This window comes from Devosia subaequoris (assembly GCF_014197055.1).
Lineage (GTDB): Bacteria > Pseudomonadota > Alphaproteobacteria > Rhizobiales > Devosiaceae > Devosia > Devosia subaequoris.
In genome coordinates this window covers 31,910-52,748 of the sequence record NZ_JACIEW010000011.1, presented here as the reverse complement: position 1 = coordinate 52,748, position 20,839 = coordinate 31,910, and the positions used below count along the sequence as shown (strand labels likewise).

The 20,839-nt window shown below is 60.1% G+C and carries 17 protein-coding genes and 1 riboswitch; of the genes, 13 read left to right on the top strand and 4 right to left on the bottom strand.

Annotation, left to right across the window (positions count from 1 at the left end):
- Nucleotides 1–723 carry a class I SAM-dependent methyltransferase gene (locus tag GGR20_RS17160; RefSeq protein ID WP_183312579.1) on the bottom strand — a complete coding sequence of 241 codons (723 nt, stop codon included), beginning with the start codon at nt 721–723 and terminating at the stop codon, nt 1–3.
- 293 nt (nt 724–1,016) lie between these two features.
- Between GGR20_RS17160 and GGR20_RS17155 the strand changes: the two genes are divergently transcribed.
- The 7 genes from GGR20_RS17155 to GGR20_RS17125 all read left to right on the top strand — a co-directional run bounded on the left by GGR20_RS17155 (nt 1,017) and on the right by GGR20_RS17125 (nt 10,834).
- The gene (locus GGR20_RS17155; protein WP_183312578.1) at nt 1,017–3,323 is read left to right on the top strand and encodes an EAL domain-containing protein; all 2,307 of its coding nucleotides are present in this window, start codon (nt 1,017–1,019) and stop codon (nt 3,321–3,323) included.
- A 55-nt stretch (nt 3,324–3,378) separates the two neighbouring features.
- Nucleotides 3,379–4,368, top strand: coding sequence for a LacI family DNA-binding transcriptional regulator (locus tag GGR20_RS17150; RefSeq protein WP_183312577.1), 990 nt, complete (start codon nt 3,379–3,381; stop codon nt 4,366–4,368).
- 106 nt (nt 4,369–4,474) lie between these two features.
- Entirely contained in the window at nt 4,475–5,749 is a 1,275-nt protein-coding gene (locus GGR20_RS17145) for an ABC transporter substrate-binding protein (RefSeq protein WP_210283239.1), read from the top strand.
- A gap of 94 nt (nt 5,750–5,843) precedes the next feature.
- On the top strand, nt 5,844–6,740 hold the full coding sequence (locus GGR20_RS17140) for a carbohydrate ABC transporter permease (RefSeq protein ID WP_183312576.1): 897 nt from the start codon (nt 5,844–5,846) through the stop codon (nt 6,738–6,740).
- A complete protein-coding gene (locus tag GGR20_RS17135; RefSeq protein ID WP_183312575.1) occupies nt 6,737–7,555 on the top strand; it encodes a carbohydrate ABC transporter permease in 819 nt (272 codons plus the stop codon). The genes GGR20_RS17140 and GGR20_RS17135 overlap by 4 nt, the downstream gene beginning before the upstream one ends.
- An 8-nt stretch (nt 7,556–7,563) precedes the next feature.
- The gene (locus tag GGR20_RS17130) at nt 7,564–9,765 is read left to right on the top strand and encodes a glycoside hydrolase family 2 protein (RefSeq protein ID WP_183312574.1); all 2,202 of its coding nucleotides are present in this window, start codon (nt 7,564–7,566) and stop codon (nt 9,763–9,765) included.
- 10 nt (nt 9,766–9,775) lie between these two features.
- On the top strand, nt 9,776–10,834 hold the full coding sequence (locus tag GGR20_RS17125; RefSeq protein ID WP_183312573.1) for an ABC transporter ATP-binding protein: 1,059 nt from the start codon (nt 9,776–9,778) through the stop codon (nt 10,832–10,834).
- A 17-nt stretch (nt 10,835–10,851) separates the two neighbouring features.
- Here the strand turns inward: GGR20_RS17125 and GGR20_RS17120 are convergent, their stop codons facing one another.
- A complete protein-coding gene (locus tag GGR20_RS17120) occupies nt 10,852–12,222 on the bottom strand; it encodes an ROK family transcriptional regulator (RefSeq protein WP_210283238.1) in 1,371 nt (456 codons plus the stop codon).
- A gap of 56 nt (nt 12,223–12,278) precedes the next feature.
- On the opposite strand from GGR20_RS17120, the gene GGR20_RS17115 reads away from it, so the two are divergent.
- The 3 genes from GGR20_RS17115 (at nt 12,279) to GGR20_RS17105 (ending at nt 15,180) form a co-directional block, all read left to right on the top strand.
- On the top strand, nt 12,279–13,262 hold the full coding sequence (locus tag GGR20_RS17115) for a sugar ABC transporter substrate-binding protein (protein ID WP_183312602.1): 984 nt from the start codon (nt 12,279–12,281) through the stop codon (nt 13,260–13,262).
- Nucleotides 13,263–13,342: 80 nt separating this feature from the next.
- On the top strand, nt 13,343–14,401 hold the full coding sequence (locus tag GGR20_RS17110; RefSeq protein WP_183312572.1) for an ABC transporter permease: 1,059 nt from the start codon (nt 13,343–13,345) through the stop codon (nt 14,399–14,401).
- Complete coding sequence (locus GGR20_RS17105) at nt 14,401–15,180, top strand: ATP-binding cassette domain-containing protein (protein WP_183312571.1); 780 nt, start codon at nt 14,401–14,403, stop codon at nt 15,178–15,180. Before GGR20_RS17110 ends, GGR20_RS17105 begins: the two co-directional genes overlap by 1 nt.
- A 67-nt stretch (nt 15,181–15,247) precedes the next feature.
- On the opposite strand, the gene GGR20_RS17100 is transcribed toward GGR20_RS17105, so the two are convergent.
- Nucleotides 15,248–16,354 carry a 2'-deoxycytidine 5'-triphosphate deaminase gene (locus tag GGR20_RS17100; protein WP_183312570.1) on the bottom strand — a complete coding sequence of 369 codons (1,107 nt, stop codon included), beginning with the start codon at nt 16,352–16,354 and terminating at the stop codon, nt 15,248–15,250.
- A gap of 75 nt (nt 16,355–16,429) precedes the next feature.
- Nucleotides 16,430–16,505, top strand: a riboswitch (SAM riboswitch).
- 39 nt (nt 16,506–16,544) lie between these two features.
- On the opposite strand from GGR20_RS17100, the gene metZ reads away from it, so the two are divergent.
- Nucleotides 16,545–17,753, top strand: a complete 1,209-nt coding sequence (gene metZ, locus GGR20_RS17095; RefSeq protein WP_183312569.1) for an O-succinylhomoserine sulfhydrylase — start codon at nt 16,545–16,547, stop codon at nt 17,751–17,753.
- Between the two features lie 60 nt (nt 17,754–17,813).
- Nucleotides 17,814–18,632: a transporter substrate-binding domain-containing protein gene (locus GGR20_RS17090; RefSeq protein WP_183312568.1), complete on the top strand. Its 819-nt coding sequence runs from the start codon at nt 17,814–17,816 to the stop codon at nt 18,630–18,632.
- Here the strand turns inward: GGR20_RS17090 and GGR20_RS17085 are convergent.
- Nucleotides 18,626–19,039 (bottom strand): tellurite resistance TerB family protein, encoded by a 414-nt coding sequence (locus tag GGR20_RS17085; protein ID WP_183312567.1) that lies wholly within the window; start codon nt 19,037–19,039, stop codon nt 18,626–18,628. The genes GGR20_RS17090 and GGR20_RS17085 overlap by 7 nt on opposite strands.
- Nucleotides 19,040–19,186: 147 nt before the next feature.
- On the opposite strand from GGR20_RS17085, the gene GGR20_RS17080 reads away from it, so the two are divergent.
- Nucleotides 19,187–20,833: a lysine--tRNA ligase gene (locus tag GGR20_RS17080; RefSeq protein WP_183312566.1), complete on the top strand. Its 1,647-nt coding sequence runs from the start codon at nt 19,187–19,189 to the stop codon at nt 20,831–20,833.
- The last annotated feature ends 6 nt before the right edge of the window (nt 20,834–20,839 follow it).

Below are 20,839 nucleotides of genomic sequence, written 5' to 3'. Positions count from 1 at the left end.
CTATTGCTGCTGTTGCTGTTCCGCCTGTCGACGAAGCACTTCGGATTCAGGTAGCGCGTTGGCGTATTTCAGCTCACGATTGGCACGGTCCCAAAAGGCCGGGTGCACCCGGTCTAACAGGGCTATTCCACTGGGTGTCAGCCCCAATTCTTCGGCCAGTTCCGGACGCAGATAGAGGATTGCGTTTTGTCGGTACCAGGCCGGGATAGCCTCATCCGCCCAGATTTCGGGCCTGAGCACGTCAAGGGCCACAAAACCATGTTGCGCGAACAGTCCGGCCCAATAGCTTGGCCATTGCTCATTGACATGACCCACCCCGCCCTGACCCGGAATGGCCGCGCTGAACAGCACTGCCGGCGCCATCGCGCATAGGTCGGCGACAAATCCGGACGCCCGGTCCGGCGAGAGATGTTCGGCGACTTCCAGGCTCATCGCCAGATCCACTTTGGGTCCGACGAAACCCTGTTCCAGGTCGCGCGGCGTGAAGGTGATGCGCTGTTCATCCAGCATGTCCTGGGTGACCCAGTCCCCTTCGATTCCAAAGAGCGCCTCGGCCCCCAGCTCCAGGGCAGCCGCCAGAAAAGTGCCTGTCCCGCAGCCGATATCGGCAATTCGGCCACGTGGCAGCCCTGCCGGCAACAGCCCCAGAATGCGCCGCGCCGCATGCAACGTATGCCGCCGTCGCTCTGCGTAAAAATCTGCTGGGTAAAGGCTTGTACTCATTGGCCTGCATGCTTTTTCTGGTTTGCCAGGATGCTACAGGTCACCACGGAAAATGCCCAGAACTTGAATCGCCGGGGCGACTATGTGCGTGTGAGGTGACGTTTCGGTAAGGCCTTCTGGGGCAGGAAGGTTGGTAGTCTAGGTGTATTTGCGTAGGTCATCCGGTGCCGATCGTCGATTTCTTCTTCAAGGCCCATGAGCCGGGATTGATTCTGCTGGCGGCGAGCATCTGCCTGATTTCCTCGTACGCCTGTATTGGACTTTTGCGCCACGCGCAGAGATCCAAAGATCACATGCGAAACATCTGGACCGGCGTTGCCGCCCTAGCAGTCGGCTTCGGCATCTGGGCGACCCATTTCGTCGCGGTCCTCGCCTTTCGGCCGGGCTTCTCGCTGGACTATGATCTGGGCCTGACCGTTCTTTCCATGCTCATTGCCATCCTGGTGTGTGGTGCCGGCATCGCCGTGGCGGTGCGCGGCACCAATGTCTGGGACCGTGTGCTGGGCGGCGCGGTCGTCGGTGTGGCCATCTCATCGATGCACTATGCCGGCATTGCGGCTCTGATCATGGGCGGCAATCTGCAATGGAATCCGGGTCTGGTCGCTGTCTCGATCCTGTCCGGCATCGCGCTGGGCGGCCTGGCCTTCCGCACCGGCATGGGCCGTTCGATGCGGGGCCTGTTCGGCGGCGCGTTTCTGTTGACCGGCGCAATCTGCGCCATGCATTTCACGGCCATGGCCGCGGCCGATTTTTCGCTTTGCTTCCCCCTGTCCGCCACTGGCAGCATAGATGGGTTCTGGCTGTCGATCGCGTTGGCGTTCATTTCCGTACTGCTGCTCGCCCTGGCTTTGGGCAGCACCATGCTGGACGAGGCTGATCGGCGACGTACGGAGCGTGAACGCGAGCGCCAGATGCGGGACGCAACCCGGCTCAACGAACTTTCGGGCCGCCTGGAACTGGCGATGGTCCACATGGCGCAGGGTCTCGGACTTTTCGATTCAGATGGTAGGCTGCAGCTATACAATCATCGCTTCCCGACCCTGCTCGGTATTGACCCGGCGGCCGATATTGATGGTGCCACTTTCGCTCAGATCTGCCGCCTCACCATCATCGGCACGGACGAAATTCCCACCGACATCGATGAGCGTGTCGAGACTGCCCTGGCCAGCCATCTGCCGCTGACTCGTGACGGCGGCGAAATTGTGCACAACTTCGACGATGATCTGGTACTGCAAGTCAGCCACAGTCCGGTTGGCGATGGCTCCTGGGTTACAACCATCGATGACATCACTGAGCGTCATCGCTCGCAGCGCGCTATTGCTCACCTGGCACGCCACGATGGTTTGACTGGCCTGCCTAACCGAGCCCGTTTCAATGAATCCTTCGACTGGGCGCTGCACAAGGCCAAGGAGAGCGGTGTGCAATTGGCTATCATCGCCATCGATCTCGATCACTTCAAGGAAATCAATGACAGCCACGGCCACGCCGCCGGAGATCTGGTTCTCAAGACGCTGGCTGGCCGATTCAACAGCTTGCTGCGCGAGGGTGAAGTTGTCGCGCGCCTAGGTGGCGATGAGTTTGCGGCGATCAAGATATTCTCTGGCATGGACGCGCTTCGCGAGTTCCTTTCGCGCATTGAGGACGCACTAACCCGTCGGGTAGAAAGCGACGGGTTGACTGTAACTCCCGGCGGCAGCATCGGCGTGGCCGTCTTTCCAGATGATGGAGTCGATCTCTCCAAGTTATTGAGCAATGCCGATCTGGCGATGTATCGTGCCAAGGCCGAATTTGACCGCACGATCTGCTATTACGAGCAGGGCATGGACGAGAATGCCCGCTATCGGCGCGATATGGCCCGCGACCTATGGTGTGCGGTAGAACGGGGTGAATTCTACCTAGCCTACCAGGTGCAAAAGTCCATCGATTCAGGCAATACGACTGGCTACGAAGTCCTCTTGCGCTGGAACCGGCCCGGGCATGGCAATGTTTCGCCGGCCGAGTTTATCCCAGTGGCCGAAGAGTGCGGCGCCATCAACGCCATCGGTCTCTGGGTGCTCAGGAGCGCCTGTGAGGAGGCCGCTTCCTGGCCGGAGCCCTACAAGATTGCGGTCAATGTCTCGGGCATACAACTGGCGCAGGTCGAACTCATCGACACCGTCCGAAATACTCTGCTCGCCACTGGCCTTGCGCCCCATAGGTTGGAATTGGAGGTCACAGAAACCGCGATTATCGGCGATAAACAGCGGGCACTTCACAGTCTGCGCCAGATCAAGGCCATGGGCGTGTCCATCGCGATCGACGATTTCGGAACGGGCTACTCTTCGCTCGATACGCTGCGCAGTTTCCCCTTCGACAAGATCAAGCTCGACCGCTCTTTCATGAGCGAAGTGGAAAGCAATGAGCAGTCCAAGGCTATTGTGCGGGCCATTCTTGCCCTGGGCCACAGCCTTTCAGTGCCGGTGCTTGCAGAAGGGGTGGAAACCCGCGAGCAACTTACGGTGCTGCGTAAGGAAGGTTGCACCGAAGCGCAGGGATTTTTGCTTGGGCGCCCCGGCGCCATTGATTGGGATGACCTGCTGGAGGCCAGTTTTTCTGCCTGAGCGGACCGCGCAAACAGATTGACCCGGTCACAGGCCGGGCGATAGCGTGCCGGCCATGGTCACGATCAAAGAAATCGCCGCGACGGTCGGCGTCTCCAGCGCCACCGTGTCGCGCGTTCTCAACTATGATTCCACGCTGTCGATTTCCAACCGGAAGCGGCAGGCCATTATCGAGACCGCCGAAGCCCTCAACTACGCCACGCCCCGCAATCGCAATCGCGCCATTCAGCAGGGTCTGAACAAGCTGGCGCTGGTCCATTTCCTGGCGCCCGAACGCGAGCTGGTCGATCCCTACTATATCGCCCTGCGCCTGGGCATCGAGCGGCGCTGCGCGGCCCTCAAGATCGAAACGGTAAAAGTTTACCACACGGATGCGCGGCCAGACGCCAAGCTGCTGCAGGATGCCTCGGGCACCATCGTGATTGGTCGGCATGACGAGGAAGAAACCGAATGGCTGGCCCGTCATTCCCGCCAGATCGTTTTTGCCGACCATGTGCCCCATGATGACCAGATCGACTCCGTCTCTGCCGATCTGCGCGCCGCTATGGAAAAGCTGCTCGCAGCGCTCGCCCAGCGTGGCTATCGCCGCATGGCCTATATCGGCTGGAGTGACCGGCGCGCCCAGGCCTTCGTTCAATGGATGACGGCGGCAGGCTGGTTCGACGACCGCCTGTTTCGCAACGGCGATAACACCGAGGAGGGCGGGTATCGTCTGACCCGCGAAATTCTTGCCGAGCGTCGATCAGTCGACGCCATTGTCACCTTCAACGACTCCATGGCCATCGGCACTTATCGTGCCGTGCACGAGGCGGGTCTTTCAATCCCCGGCGACATCGGGGTGGCCAGTTTCAACGATATCTCGGTTGCGCAATTTCTAAATCCGCCGCTCACCACGGTGCATCTGCCAGCTGAGGAGATCGGCGAAGCCGCTGTGGAATTGCTGCTTGAGCGGGTCGGCGGGCGCGAACTGGCCAAGCAGATCAGTCTGGCATCGCGCATTGTCTGGCGCGCCAGCACCCGCGCTTTGCCCGACGAGCGGGCGTAGTAAATTTCTCTCAGTAAATATTTACTGAAATTCTTGCGCAGCGACCAGAAGTCATATTAGTCTGCTCTTTGGGTGATGAGGAAACACCCAATTGGGAGGAAATTCAATGACTCGTATGTCCACGGGCCTGAAGCGCTCGATCGCCGTCGCGCTCGCCAGCGTATCCATGTTCAGCGTCACGGCCGCCTCGGCAGCCGAAATCCTGGTCTGGTGCTGGGATCCGAACTTCAATGGCGCCACCATGGAAGAAGCGTTCTCGCGCTACCAGGCCGAACACCCTGACGACACCATCCGCATCGAAATCTTCGACAAGGCCGCCATGGAGCAGAAGCTGCAGACCCAGCTTGCTTCTGGCACGACTGAAGGCCTGCCCGATATCGTGCTGATCGAAGACTATCGCGCGCAGAAATACCTGCTCTCGTTCCCCGGCGCTTTCGAGCCGCTGACCGACGAGATCGATTATTCGGCTTTCGCGCCCTATAAAGTCGAAGTGTCCACGGTCGATGGCCAAACCTACTCGATGCCTTTCGACTCCGGCGTAACCGGTCTGTTCTATCGCGCTGACGCGCTTGAGGAAGCTGGCTACACGGCTGCCGATCTCGAAAACATCACTTGGGACCAGCTCATCGAAATTGGCCAGGGCGTAAAGGAAAAGACCGGAGAAACCCTGCTGCCGATCGACCCGAACGCATCGGACCTGTTCCGCATCATGATGCAATCGGCCGGCACCTGGTATTTCGATGCGGAGGGTAATGTCACCATTGCCGATAACCCGGTATTCCACGAGGTGCTGGCGACCTACCAGCGCATCCTGGCTGCCGATATTTCCAAGACGGTGTCTGGTTGGACCGAATATACCGGCAGCTTCACCTCCGGTGACACCCTGGCCACACCGACTGGTGTGTGGATGACTGCCACCATCAAAGCCAACCCGGAACAGTCCGGCCAGTGGGGCGTTGCGCCGGTTCCGCGCATGGGGAATGTTGAAAGCTCGGTGAACGCATCCAACCTGGGTGGTTCGAGCTGGTATGTGCTGTCTTCTGCGCCGCAGAAGGAGCTGGCCATCGACTTCCTTAAGAGCGTTTGGGGGAGCGACGTCGATTTCTATCAGGAAATCCTGATCAATCAGGGTGCTCTGGGCACGTACATGCCGGCCCGTGAAGGTGAGGCTTTCCAGGCCAGCGACGAGTTCTTCGGCGGCCAGCCCGTCTGGCAGAACTTCTCCAACTGGCTCGCCGAGATCCCCGCGGTCAATTACGGCATCTTCACCGAAGAAGCCGACTCGGCGGTCGTCGCGCAGATTCCCGCGATCACCAGTGGCGGCAATATCGACGAGATCGTCTCCGCGATCGACGCTCAGGTCCGTCAGCAGACCCAGTAAGACCGGTTCGCCGGACGGGCGATTCCGCCCTCTGGCTCTCCCCGGGACCTCCGCCGCAAGGCGGGGGTCATCGGCGAATGCATGACAAGAGCAGATGGGGGTTTGCGTGGCGCAATCTGGCTTGGCGCGAAAAGAGCAGGTGAGTGGCTGGCTGTTTGTCATGCCCGCATTGGTTCTGCTCGGTATCTTCATGATCTATCCGATCCTGTGGTCGCTCTGGATGAGCTTCCAGGTCGGACGCGGCATGTCCTTCAGCTTCGGCGGCCTTGCCAATATCATCCGGCTGACGCAGGACCCCGTCTTTCTACGTGCGCTAACCAATACCCTGGTCTTCCTGGCGATCCAGGTGCCGATCATGCTGGTCCTGGCGCTGCTCTTTGCCAGTGCTCTCAATGACAGCAAGCTCTGGGGCCGCAGCTTCTTCCGCACCGCGATCTTCCTGCCCTGCGTGACTTCGCTGGTCGCCTATTCGGTGATTTTCAAATCCATGTTCGCCGGCGATGGCGTGATCAATCAGGTGCTGCTTGGCCTGAGCATCGTCGATGCGCCGATCCCCTGGCTTGGCGATCCGTTCTGGGCGAAATTCGTGGTCGTCTCCGCGATCACCTGGCGCTGGACCGGCTACAACATGATCTTCTATCTCGCTGCCATGCAGAACATCGACCGCTCGATCTACGAAGCGGCGCGCATCGACGGCGTCCCCACCTGGGCCCGGTTCTGGTACATCACCGTGCCCATGCTCAAGCCGGTGATCCTATTTACCGCCGTGATTTCCACCATCGGCACGCTACAGCTCTTCGACGAGCCCAATCTGCTCACCCAGGGCGGTCCCTCGGACTCGACGCTCACCCTGTCGATGTACATCTACAATCTCAGTTTCCGCTTCATGCCCAGTTTCGGCTACGCCGCCACGGTTTCCTATGTGATCGTCATCCTGGTGGCCATTCTCAGCTTTGTGCAGTTCCAGGTCGCAAAGGATCGCCGCGCATGAGCAATCCACTCGCCTTTCTCGGCCGCTTCGCGACCTATCTGGCCCTCAGCATCGCCGCGTTCATCTCGGTCTTTCCCTTTATCTGGATGGCCATCGCCGCCACCAACACCTCGCCCGACATTATCAAGGGCAAGGCAACGCCGGGCACGGCGCTGTTCGACAATATCGGCACGTTCCTGACCTCGGTCGATCTGCCAAGGGTACTGTTCAATTCCTTCTTTATTGCCGGAGTTGGCACGGCGCTCACGCTGCTGGTTTCCTCGCTCGCCGGCTATGGCTTCGAGATGTTCCGCTCCCGCTTCCGCGAGAAGCTGTTCGGTGGCTTGCTTTTAATGCTGTCCATTCCCTTCGCGGCGCTGATGATTCCGCTCTTCGTGATGATGGCGAACCTCAAATTTATCAACACCTACCAGGCCATCATTCTGCCCACCGTGGCCTGGGTATTCATCATCTTCTATTTCCGCCAGGCGACCAAAGCCTTCCCGCATGAATTGCGCGATGCCGCGCGTATCGACGGGCTCAAGGAGTGGCAGATTTTCCTCTTTGTCTACATGCCGGTGATGCGCTCCACCTATGCGGCGGCGACCATCATCGTCTTCATGATGCACTGGAACAATTATCTCTGGCCGCTGATCGTGCTCCAGACCAACGACATGTTCACCCTGACCCTGGCGGTGGCCGCGCTCAGCGCCGGCTACACCCCTGATTTCGGCCTGGTCATGGTTGGTGCGATTGTCGCGACTTTGCCCACCCTCGTCATCTTCTTCCTGCTCCAGCGCCGCTTCGTCGAAGGCATGCTGGGCGCCGTCAAATAGAGTATTTCATGCGTCCCCTGATCGATTTCAATTCCGGCTGGCTGTTCGAAGGCACGGACAGTGTCCGTCTGCCGCACACTGCGGTGGAGCTGCCCTTCTCCTATTTTGATGAGAAGGCCTATCAGCGCGTTTTCACTTACGAAAAACGCTTCGCCGCCGATCCTGCCTGGCAGGGCAGGGAGGTCTCGGTCGTGTTCGATGGTGCCATGGCAAATGCTGTGGTCAGCCTGAACGGCGAAGAAATCGCGGCGCACAAGGATGGCTACACCCCCTTCGAAGCCCGGTTAACCGGAAAGCTCCTTGACGGCGAGAACGTACTGTCTGTCACCATAGACGGCAGTGAAAATCCGGAAATCCCGCCCTTTGGCGGGCAGATCGACTACCTCACCTATGCTGGCCTTTATCGCGAAGCCTGGTTGCGGGTAACCGCCCCGGTTTTTGTGAGCAACGCCAAGATCGAGACCCCCGACGCGCTGGCTGACAGCAAGTCAGTGCGCGCCCGCATCGACCTCGTTAATCCGCAGGACCTGCCGCTTTTCGGCACGCTGGTGGCGACGCTACTCGACACCGAGGGCAAGACCATTGCCACCACCAATGCCGCCATCACCGGCTCCACACTCGAGCTGAGCTTTGATGGTCTTTCGGGCATTGCGCTGTGGGATATTTCCAATCCCGTGCTCTACACGTTGGCGCTCACGCTCGACACGGCCGCCGGCCAGGACCAGGCGACGTTTCGCTTCGGCTTCCGCACTGCCGAGTTCACTACGGAGGGATTCAAACTCAACGGCAAGGCGCTCAAACTGCGCGGCCTCAACCGTCACCAGTCCTTCCCCTATGTCGGCTATGCGCTGGGCAAATCAGCGCAGGAACGCGACGCCGAGATATTGAAGCGCGAACTCAAGCTCAACATGGTGCGCACTTCACACTACCCGCAGTCTCATTACTTCCTCGATCGTTGCGACGAACTCGGTCTGCTCGTGTTTGAGGAAATCCCGGGCTGGCAGCATATCGGCGGCGAAAGCTGGAAGGACGAAAGCGTCGAGAACGTGCGGCGCATGATCACCCGCGACTGGAACCACCCATCCATTGTCATCTGGGGAGTACGCGTTAACGAGAGCCACGACGATCACGACTTCTACGTGCGCACCAATGCGCTGGCTCGCGAACTCGACCCGACGCGAGCCACCGGTGGTGTGCGCTACATCACCGACAGTGAGATGCTCGAAGACGTTTACACCATGAACGATTTCATCTTGGGCCAGGAAGAATGGGGCGGTAATCGCCCGCGCACCCCGCTTCGGCCGCAACGGGAGGTCACCGGTCTCGACCGCGTCGTGCCCTATATGATCACTGAGTATGGCGGGCACATGTACCCGACCAAGAGCTGGGATCAGGAACAACGCCAGGCCGAACACGTGCTGCGCCATCTTGAAGTGCTCAACGCCGCTTATGGCGATCCGCAGATTGCAGGCTGCATTGGCTGGTGCGCTTTCGACTACAACACGCACAAGGATTTCGGCTCCGGCGATCGCATCTGCCATCACGGCGTCATGGACATGTTCCGCGAGCCCAAATTTGCCGCGTTTGCCTATACCAGCCAATGCGACACGTCCGACGAAGTGATCCTGAAACCCGTGACCTTCTGGGCTCGTGGCGAACGCAATATTGGCGGCGTGCTGCCCCTGATCATCCTCACCAATTGCGACGAGGTCGAACTGCGCTACGGCAACAATCCGCCCAAGCGCTTCAAGCCCGACCGTGAAGCTTTCCCTCATCTTCCGCACGCGCCTGTGGTCATCAAGCGCGAGCACTTGACCGACGAAGAACTGGGCCTGTGGGGCATGAGCTGGGAAGACGCCACCATCACCGGCTTTATTGACGGTAAACCCGCCAAGTCCGTGGACTTCGTTTCTGACCCGGTTGCCCACGCGCTTGAGGTCGTGCCCGACACCGTCGAACTCGGTGCCGAGGGCGACACCACCCGCGTCATGGTCCGCGCCCTCGACCAGTCCGGAAGGGCGCTCCCCTTCTTCCCCGAGCCGGTATCCATCAGCGTCTCTGGCGCGGCAGAGCGAATTGGGCCCGGTCTTGTGCCATTGCGCGCCGGTTCAACCGGCTTCTGGCTGCGCTCGACTGGCGCCGGTCCGATCACCGTCACTGTCACCAGCGAACGGCTTGGCCGCGCTGAAGCCATCCTTTCCGCGAGCTGAGGAAGATCCCATGTCCGGTTTGAAGCTGACCAATGTGAAAAAATCCTTCGGTGCGGTCGAGGTGATCCGCGGCGTCGATCTCGACATTGCCGACAAGGAATTCGTGGTGTTCGTCGGCCCTTCGGGCTGCGGCAAATCCACACTGCTGCGCATGATCGCCGGGCTCGAACAGATTTCCGGCGGCGATCTGTTCATCGGCGAGGAGCGCATGAACGATGTCGATCCGTCCAAGCGCGGCATCGCCATGGTGTTCCAGACCTATGCGCTCTATCCGCATATGAGTGTGCGCGAGAACATGGGTTTTGCCCTCAGATTTGCCGGCGCCAACAAGGCTGAAATCGAAACTCGTGTCGCCGAAGCGGCCCGCATTCTCGAGCTTGAGCCGCTGCTCGACCGCCGCCCCGGCCAGCTCTCCGGCGGCCAGCGTCAGCGCGTCGCCATCGGCCGCGCCATTGTGCGACATCCCGACGTGTTCCTTTTCGACGAGCCGCTATCCAATCTCGACGCTGAGCTGCGCGTGCATATGCGCATCGAACTGGCGCGGCTGCACCAGGAGCTGAAAACCACCATCATTTATGTGACCCACGATCAGGTGGAAGCCATGACCCTGGCTGACAAGATTGTAGTCCTGCGCGACGGCCGCATCGAGCAGGTCGGCTCGCCACTCCAACTCTATGATGACCCGAACAATATTTTCGTGGCTGGCTTCATCGGCTCGCCCAAGATGAATTTCTTCCGGGGTATCGCCGAGCCAGGGGGCATCCGCCTTGCCGATTTTCCCGGCCAGATCATTCCGTCTCCTGTGACCTTGGCCGAAGGCACCGAAGTTACCGTGGGAATCCGCCCGGAACACTTCTCGGCCGAGGGAATCGCTGATCTCGATGTCATTGTCGAGATCATCGAACATCTGGGCGGTGAGACCTATGCATATGCCCGCGACAAGGGCGCCGATCTCGTCACCATTGCTACCGACAACAATCGCACCCTCAAGACCGGCGACCGCTATGCGGCGAAGTTTGATCCGGCAGATATTCTTGTGTTCGACAATGATGGACAACGGCTGCGCTAATAGCGGCAGAACGTACCTTATCCCCGCAATCGCAGATTGCCGTTCAGAAAATAGCGCTCGAACAGAGGGCTGGTGGCCGCGCCAATGGCCCGGGCGTTAAACCCCACGACTCCCGCTTCGATCTGTGGTGCAACAAGTCCGCGCATGTCCTGGTTGATGAGATAGCGCCGGGTGCGCTCCACCAGCTCATGTTTGACCGCGTCGGGAAACGCGCCGTCGATCACAATGGCTTCAAAGTCGATAACGGCGCAAACCGACAGGCTCGCTTTCGCCAATTCCTGGGCCGTTCGACCGATCCAGGGGTCGACGAGTCGGCCGAAGCCGCTCCAGTCCTGTGGCTGGGTCCAAAGTTCGCGCGGATCATGTCCGTGTTCTACCAACCGCGCCTCAAGCAGGTGGATCGAGGCCGTATCAATCAGCTGCTGACTCTCGCCCTGCGGTCCAAAACTGCGCAATGATCCCAAGGCGCCGGCGTTACCCAAATGGCCCTGATAGACCGAATGGTTGAGCACAATCCCGCCCCCGACGAAGGCGCCGATAAAGAAATAGGCGTAATCCCGAAACTCTTTTCCTCGCCCATAAATATGCTCGGCCTGGCAACCGGCAGTGGCGTCGTTGACCACTTGCACCGGCAGGTCGGTGAAACGGGCTAGTTCGGCCTGATAATCTACATGCCGCCAGGATGCGAAGTCTTTCGCCGGTGCGCCGACCAGTTCGCTCCATTTCCACAGCTCAAACGGTGTGCCGATGCCAATGCCACAGACGCGTGAGCGCTCTTCGGGACTGCATTGGGACAAGATGGTGTCGATGCCCTGGCGCAGAAACGCAAATATGGCTTCCGGCATAGGATAATCATAGGTCAGCCGCAGTTCTTGCCGCACAGTGCCGCGGAAATCGGCAAGCAGCAGCACGGCGCTGCGCCTGCCGATTTTGCAACCCAACGAAAGCACCCCGCCTTCTGCCAGGCGCATCGGTATGGAGGGCTTGCCCACTCTTCCTTTTACGGGCGTGCCGCGGGCCAAGAGCCCCTCGCTCTCAAGTTCCCGCAGAATGATGGAAACCGTTTGTGGGGACAGATTTGCCAATCGCGCCAGATCGCTGCCCGCCATCGGCCCGTGCCGCTGGAGCAGGGTCAGTAGCAGTCGCACATTGTGGTCGCGAACCCCACTCTGGTTCACGCCGCGACTGACGGTTCTGATGATCGGCTCTCCCATGGCGGGCACCATAGAGACACCTTCTGTAAAGCGGAAGGTGGTCAGGAGCGAATAAGTAAATAAAGTAGACTTATATATTGACGGGTCCAGGATTCCCCTCCACCATGAGGGCGTCAAAAGACAAGCAGACATACATTTGCGAGGGGGAGGAGCCTGCTCGCAGCAGGTCTGCAAAGGGAGAGAAAATCGTGAACAAGCTGCTTATCGGCACGGCCATATGCCTTGCCGCCATGTCTCCGGCCGTGACCCCCGCTGTAATGGCGCAGGACGTTTCGGCTTGCCTCATCACCAAGACCGACACCAATCCCTTCTTCGTCAAGATGAAGGAAGGCGCCGAGGCCAAGGCGGCCGAATTGGGCATTACGCTCAAATCCTTCGCGGGCCGTATCGACGGGGACCATGAGACCCAGGTCGCCGCGATCGAAACCTGCATTGCCGACGGGGCCAGTGGCATTCTGCTGACCGCGTCTGATACGTCGGCCATCGTGCAGTCGGTGCAGCAGGCGCGCGATGCAGGGCTGCTCGTGATCGCGCTCGACACCCCGCTCAACCCGATCGATGCGGCTGACGCCACCTTCGCCACAGACAATTTCCTGGCCGGCGAGCTGATCGGCAAATGGGCGGCCGGCAAGCTGGGTGCGGAAGCGGCCAATGCCAGGATTGCCCTGCTCAATCTGGGCATCAGCCAGCCGACTGTGGACGTCTTGCGCAATCAGGGTTTCCTGCAGGGCTTCGGCATCGATTTGGCCGATCCCAACAAGTGGGGCGACGAAACCGATCCGCGCATTGTTGGCCACGACGTGACGGCCGGCAACGAAGAAGGTGGCCGTGAGGCTATGGAAAACCTGCTCGTCAAGGATCCCACCATCAATGTGGTTCACACAATCAATGAACCCTCGGCCGCCGGCGCCTATGAAGCGCTCAAGTCCTTCGGCCGCGAAAATGATGTGCTGATCGTGTCCGTCGATGGCGGCTGCCCAGGCGTGGCCAATGTCAAGGACGGCGTGATTGGCGCAACTTCCCAGCAATACCCGCTTCAGATGGCGGCGCTGGGCGTTGAGGCCATCAAGGAATGGGCTGACAATGGCACCAAGCCCGAGCCGACCCCGGGTAAGGACTTTTACGACACTGGCGTGAAACTTGTCACCGACGAGCCCGTCGAGGGCGTCGAGTCCATCGACACGACCGAGGGTGAGGCCCTCTGCTGGGGCTGATCGTCAATCCGCACTATAGCGAGGGCAGGGGCAGGTGGTCATCCGCCTCTGCTCTCGAATGGGAACCGGGGAGGATACCCATGTCGAACCAGACCGAGACCGACAGGGGTCTCGTCAATCGTGCTGAAGCAATCGCCAGTTTTGAGCACCAGCACACCGCGCTGTCGCGCATCCAGCATGCCCTGCATTCCAATCCCGCGCTGGTCCCGCTTATCGTACTGGTGCTCTCTGTCGCCGTCTTCGGCGCTCTGCTGGGCACCAAGTTCTTCTCGACCTTTGCATTAACGCTGATCCTGCAGCAGGTTGCCATTGTCGGCATTGTCGGGGCGGCCCAGTCGCTCGTCATTCTCACTGCTGGGATCGATCTTTCGGTGGGCGCCATCATGGTGCTGAGCTCGGTCATTATGGGCCAGTTCACCTTTCGCATGGGCCTGCCACCGGCAGTGGCCGTGGCCTGCGGACTGGCCATCGGCACCTTTATCGGTTTCGTCAATGGCTGGCTGGTCGCGCGCATCAAGCTGCCGCCCTTCATCGTTACCCTTGGCATGTGGCAGATCGCGCTGGCCTCCAATTTCCTCTATTCGGGCAATGAAACCATTCGCGCCCAGGATATCGAGGCGAACGCGCCCCTCCTCCAATTCTTCGGTCAGTCCATCAGCATGGGTGGCGCTGTATTCACCTATGGTGTCATCTTCTTCATCCTGCTGGTCCTGGTGCTGGCCTATATCCTGCGCCACACCGCCTGGGGGCGCCATGTCTATGCAGTGGGCGATGACCCGGAGGCTGCCGAACTTTCGGGCGTGAATACCAAACGCATTCTCATGTCGGTCTATGCTTTGTCCGGCCTGATCTGTGCCTTTGCCGGTTGGGCCCTGATCGGGCGCATCGGCTCGGTTTCGCCGACCTCTGGCCAATTCTCCAATATTGAGTCCATCACCGCCGTGGTGATTGGCGGCATTTCCCTTTTCGGTGGACGCGGTTCCATCCTGGGCATGTTCTTCGGGGCCCTCATCGTTGGCGTCTTCTCGCTCGGCTTGCGGCTTCTGGGGGCCGACGCGCAATGGACTTATCTGCTCATCGGCGTGCTCATCATCGGCGCCGTTGCCGTGGACCAGTGGATCAGAAAGGTATCGGCCTGATGCAACCCATTCTTTCCGCCAGAAATCTGTGTAAGCGCTACGGCCGCGTCACCGCCCTCGACAACTGCGATTTCGAGTTGATGCCCGGTGAAATTCTCGCGGTCATTGGCGACAACGGTGCCGGCAAATCCTCCCTGATCAAGGCCCTCTCGGGTGCCATCAAGGTCGACAGCGGCGACATTTATCTCGACGGGCAGCCGGTCCACTTCACCTCCCCCATCGACGCACGTCATGCGGGTGTGGAAACGGTCTATCAGACACTGGCCATGTCGCCCGCGCTGTCGATCGCTGACAACATGTTCATGGGGCGGGAAATCCGTAAATCCGGTTTCATGGGCAAGGTCCTGAGACAGCTCGATCGCCCTGCCATGGAGCGCATCGCCCGCGAGAAACTGTCGGATCTGGGTTTGATGACAATTCAGAATATCAATCAGGCGGTGGAGACACTTTCTGGTGGCCAGCGCCAGGGTGTCGCCGTGGCCCGGGCTGCTGCGTTTGGCTCAAAGGTCATCATCCTCGATGAGCCGACCGCAGCCCTGGGTGTGAAGGAGTCCCGACGTGTGCTCGACCTCATTCTTGATGTTCGGGCGCGCGGCATTCCGATCATCCTGATCAGCCACAACATGCCCCATGTCTTCGAAGTGGCCGATCGCATTCACGTGCATCGGCTGGGTCAGCGCCTCTGTGTCATCGACCCCAAGGATTACACGATGTCCGACGCAGTCGCTTTCATGACAGGAGCCAAGGCGGCCCCGGGTGCGACAGCCAGCGCGGCATAGAACAAGACCCGGCCCCGTTCCTCCGCCGAGTCCTTAGAAGCCGGTGCGCCTTGAGGGTGCGCCGGCTTTAGCCGTCAAATGCTTTGAAGTGTTTGGACAGTTTGAGCGTCTGCGCCTGATAGTTTGAGCCCAGATCCGTGCCATAGAGTCGGTCAGGTTGTTCAGCCAACGCTTCATAGATCAACCGACCGATGGTCTGCCCATGGCCGAGCAGAAACGGCACCTCGCGGCTGCGCACTTCCAGCACGGCGCGGCTGCCCGTGCCGCCCGCAGCAGAATGTCCAAAGCCGGGGTCAAAAAATCCCGCATAATGCACGCGAAACTCGCCTACGAGCGGATCGAAAGGCACCATCTCGGCTGCATGGGTCGGCGGAACATGCACTGCTTCGAGACTTACCAGAATGTAGAATTCATCCGGGTCAAGGATCAGCTCGCTCTGCCCATGCGCATAGAGCGGATCCCAGAAATCGCGCACGTCCAGCGTTGCTTTCCTGTCGACGTCGACCACGGCGGTATGCCGTTTGGACCGAAAGCCAATCAGCCCGTCGCGCCCCTGGCCCCTGAGGTCGATGGAAAGGGCAATTCCCTCCCCCACCGGCACGTCACCGCCTATTACCAGCGTGTCTGAGGCGTGCAGTGCCTGGTGCTCGGCCACGCTGAGGCGGCTATCGCCGCAGCGGAACCGCATCTGGCTGAGACGCGATCCAGCGCGCACCAATACGGGAAAGGTACGTGGACTGATTTCCAGATAAAGCGGGCCGGTATAGCCGGCGGGCAATTGATCAAAGCCACGCGCCCGGTCACCAATGACGCGGGTGAACACATCCAGCCGCCCGGTCGAGCTTTTGGGGTTGGCCGATGCGCTGACCTCCGGGGGCAGCGCCAGGCTCTCCTCAAGCGGCACAAGATAGACGCAGCCGCGCTCCAGGACGGCGCCCTTGCTGAGGTCGATTTCATGCAGCTTGAGTGCTTCGATGCGCTCGGCCACCGAGTGACTGGGGCCCGGCAAGAAGCTGGAGCGCACGCGGAAAGCGGTCTTGCCCAGTCGCAGGTCCAGGCTGGCCGGCTGCACCTGATCGGTGTCGAACGTCCGTGAGGCGATGATTGCGCCTTCGGCATGCAGCTTCTCGATCAAGCGCGCCGGAAAGACGCCTTTCGGCCAAGTCTCGACCATGATGCTTGCTTCCCCTTGCGACTGCTTCTCCCTAGCAACCTCGGCGATTGACGCCAACTGTCAATTGGCCTTACATCACAGCCCAGTGGTGATTTGGCCGGTCGCTTGCAGCCACTTAAAACAAATAGCTAAAGACCGTTGGAACCGGCCGCCATTTGCGAGCCGGTTTTTTGTTTTGAAAGCGCTGACCATGTCCAAACAGAACAACCCGCTCCGCGATCCGAAAAAACTGTCGGCCGCCACTCAGATGGTGCATGGCGGCGGCAAGCGAAGCCAGTTCCATGAGACCAGCGAGGCTCTGTTTCTCAATTCGGGTTATGCCTATCCCTCGTCTGAACATGCCGAGCTGCTGTTTCAGGGCAAGGTGCCAGGCGGGCACAATTATTCGCGCTTTGCCAATCCCAACTACGACATGTTCCAGGACCGCATGGCCCTGATCGAGGGCGCCGAGGCGGCTCGGTGTTTTGCCACCGGCATGTCGGCGGTGACCAATGCAGTAATGAGTCAGGTCAGGACAGGGGACCATATCGTCGCTTCTCAGGCTCTGTTCGGCGGTTGTCGCTATGTGGTGGAGGACTTTGCCCCGCGCTTTGGCGTCGCCTCGACTCTTGTCGATGGACGCGACCCCGGGAACTTTGCCAAGGCCATGCAGCCCAACACCAGGCTGGTGTTCATCGAAACTCCGACCAATCCTACGCTGGAACTGGTCGACATCAGAGCGGTCGCCGAGATCGCCCATGCCCATGGCGCCAAGCTGATTGTCGACAATGTGTTCGCCACCGCGCTCTACCAGAAGCCGCTCGAGCTGGGCGCCGACATCGTCACCTATTCGGCCACCAAGCATATCGACGGCCAGGGCCGTGTCATGGGTGGCATTGTGCTGGGCTCCAAGGAAATCATCGAAGGCGATTTGCATACCTTTCTGCGCCACACCGGCGCGACACTCTCGCCCTTCAATGCCTGGGTGTTGACGAAGGGGCTGGAAACCTTCGCCTTGCGCGTCGAGCAGATGACCAATAGCGCAGCAAAAATCGCGGACGCCCTGTCCAGCCACCCCAAGGTCAACCGGGTGATCTATCCTCATCACCCCGACCACCCACAATACGAGCTGGCCAAAAAACAGATGAAGCGCGGCTCGACACTTCTGGCGCTCGACGTCAAGGGTGGGCAGGACGGGGCCTTCGCGCTGGCGGATTCGCTGGCCGTGATCCTGATTTCCAACAATCTGGGCGATGCAAAATCGCTGATCACCCACCCGCGCACCACCACGCATCAGCGCCTCACCGAGGAAGTGCGTCTTGAAACTGGTGTCACCCCGGGCCTGTTGCGGCTCTCCGTGGGGCTCGAAGAAGCTGACGATCTGATCGCAGATCTGATGTTTGGGTTGGACCAGGTCTAGACGCTGGTGTCCCTTCTCCTTGCGTGAGAGAAGGGGGGCGACGGCCGTATGGGGGGCGCAATGCTCAAGCCAGTTCTATTGCTGACAGGGGTAGCCAGTATTTTGCTCGCATCTCCCACCTTCGCTCAGACGCTTCCTTATCACGCCGACCCCGACGCGCGGGAAATGCTGCCTGGCCTGACGTCCGTCCCGGCCATTCGCTTCCTCACCACAGCGGACTTTCCGCCCTTCAACTATCACGACGAAAGCGGCGAACTGGTCGGGTTCAACATCGATTTGGCCAAGCGCATCTGCGTCGAAGTCGACGTGGCCTGCACCATCCAGGTCTGGCCCTGGGACCAGGCCGCCACGGCCCTGTCCGACAATCTGGGCGATGCGCTGATTGCCGGCCTCGCCATGACCCCGGAGAACGGGGAACTCTTCGATTTTTCTTCGACCTATCTGGCATTGCCCGGCCGCTTCGTCACACGGGCCGAAGATATTGAAGGCTTTCGCCCCGAGGCGCTCGCGGACGAACCAGTCGCGGTACGCGCCGGCAGCGCCCATGCCAAATTTCTTGCTCGCTACCTGCCCAATATCGATGCCACGCCCTTCGAGACAGAAAGCGCCGCGCTCGAGGCGGTCAAGGCGGGCACCGTGGGCGCCTGGTTTGGCGACGCCATGCGCGCCTCGTTCTGGCTCAATGACAATCTGGCCTGCTGCGGCTTCGCTGGAGAAGCGTATTTCCGCCCCCACCTGTTTGGTGAGGGCCTCACCATCGCCGTGCCGGCCGGGCAGGATCCGGTCCGCCACTCCATCGACTGGGCGCTGGTACGTCTAAAGGAAAATGGTGCGCTGGACGAACTTTACCTGCGCTGGTTCCCGGTGGGCTTTTACTGACCCGGCAGGCGTCGATGTCGGGCGCGCGCCGCCACTTCAATGGCGGCCGTGGTCAACCTGTCCAGCGTCAGCGAGTCACGCAGCATCTCGAGGAAGCGCAATTCCTCCTGTTCCAAATGCAGGTCGACGGCGGTGACCTCGACGGCCACGGCATAGGCTGTGTCCTGCAATTTCTCGGGTAGGGCAGCTATGGCGTCCTCGATCACCCGGTCCAATCCGTTCGGCCCGTTAAGTTTGTCGGCGCAGTCGTTTGCCACCTCTTCGAGCCGCTCGCGATCGAACCCTTCGAACACCGGCAAACGGTCGATCAGCGCCGTGATGCGCGTCAGCTCTTTCTCCGTCATGGCACTGTCGGAAGACGCAGCCAGGATCATCAGATGTATAAGGGCGTCTTGAGCGGCGTGCATTTTCGTCGTCTCCAACAGGACTTCAGCTACCAGAACTAGGCGCTCCCATCGGCCCACGCAACCACCTGCGACATTGACGTCTGGCCGGTTCCGGTGCATTGACCGGGCTTCGTCTTCTTCCGATAAATTTCGAAAGGCTGCCACCCAGTGTCGCCCGCCACTTTGCCCGCCCTTGATCCCGATTTCTTCGCGCCCGCCCAGACGGCGCGCGCCTGGCCCTTCGAGGAAGCGCGCAAACTGGTCAAACGGCTTGAAAAGTCGGGCAAGGGTGAGGCCCTGTTCGAGACCGGCTATGGCCCCTCGGGCCTGCCTCATATCGGGACCTTTGGCGAAGTGGCTCGCACTACCATGGTGCGCACCGCCTTTCGGCTGCTCACGCGCGACGAAATTCCGACCCGGCTCATCTGCTTTTCCGATGACCTCGATGGCATGCGCAAGATCCCGGAGACCGTCCCCTCCAAAGAGGCGATGGAACCGCATCTGCAAAAGCCGCTGACCGCCGTGCCGGACCCATGGACGAATGAATTCGCCAGTTTTGGCGAGCACAATAACGCCATGCTGCGCCGGTTCCTGGATACCTTCGGCTTCGACTACGAATTCGCCAGCGCGACCGACTATTACAAGTCCGGCCAGTTCGACGCCGTGCTGTTGCGCGCCGCCGAACGCTATGACGACATCATGAAGGTGATGCTGCCCACGCTCGGTGCGGAGCGTCAGGCGACCTACTCGCCCTTCCTGCCGATCTCGCCGATTTCAGGCCGCGTACTCTACGTGCCGATGAAGGAAGTCAATGCCAAGGAGGGCACCATTACGTTCGCCGACGAGGACGGGCGCGATACCACAGTGCCGGTCACCGGCGGTCATGTGAAGCTGCAGTGGAAGCCCGATTTCGGTATGCGCTGGGCGGCGCTCGGCGTCGATTTTGAGATGTTCGGCAAGGATCACCAGACCAACCAGGTTTTGTACGACAAGATTTGCTCGATCCTCGGCGGTACCCCGCCCGAGCACTATGTCTATGAGCTGTTCCTCGATGCCGAAGGCCAGAAGATCTCCAAGTCGAAGGGCAATGGCCTGACCATCGACGAATGGTTGACCTATGCCCCGACCGAGAGCCTCGGGCTCTACATGTTTCAAAAGCCGCGCGTCGCCAAGCGCCTGCATTTTGACGTCATTCCGCGCGCCGTTGACGAGTATTTCGCCCACGCTGCGTCCTACCAGAGGCAGGACGCAGCGGCTCGCATCGAAAACCCTGCTTTCCATGTCCACTATGGCAATGTGCCTAAGATCGACATGCCGGTGACCTTCGGGCTGCTGCTCAACCTGGCCACGGCGTCGAACCCGGAAACGCCTGAAGTCATGTGGGGCTATATTTCGGCCTATGCGCCGGGCATTTCGGCAAAGACGCACCCGCATCTCGATGCCCTGGTCGGCTATGCGATGCGTTACTTCCGCGATTTCGTCGAAAAGTCCTATCGCGCGCCCGACGATGTCGAGCGCGATGCGCTGGAGAAGTTGTCCGCCGCTTTTGCCGAATTGCCTGCCGATGCGACCAACGAGACCATCCAGAACACTGCCCTCGATGTGGCCCGCACTATCGAGCGCTACCAGGATCACAACAAGAAGAGCCCCACTGGCGGCCCCGGTGTCTCAGGTGAGTTCTTCCAGATGCTCTACCAGGTGCTGATTGGCCAGGAACGCGGACCGCGCTTTGGCTCGTTTGCCGCTCTCTATGGCGTTGAAAACACCCGCAAGCTCATCGGCAAGGCATTGGCGGGCGAATTGTTGGCAGATTGATACGAC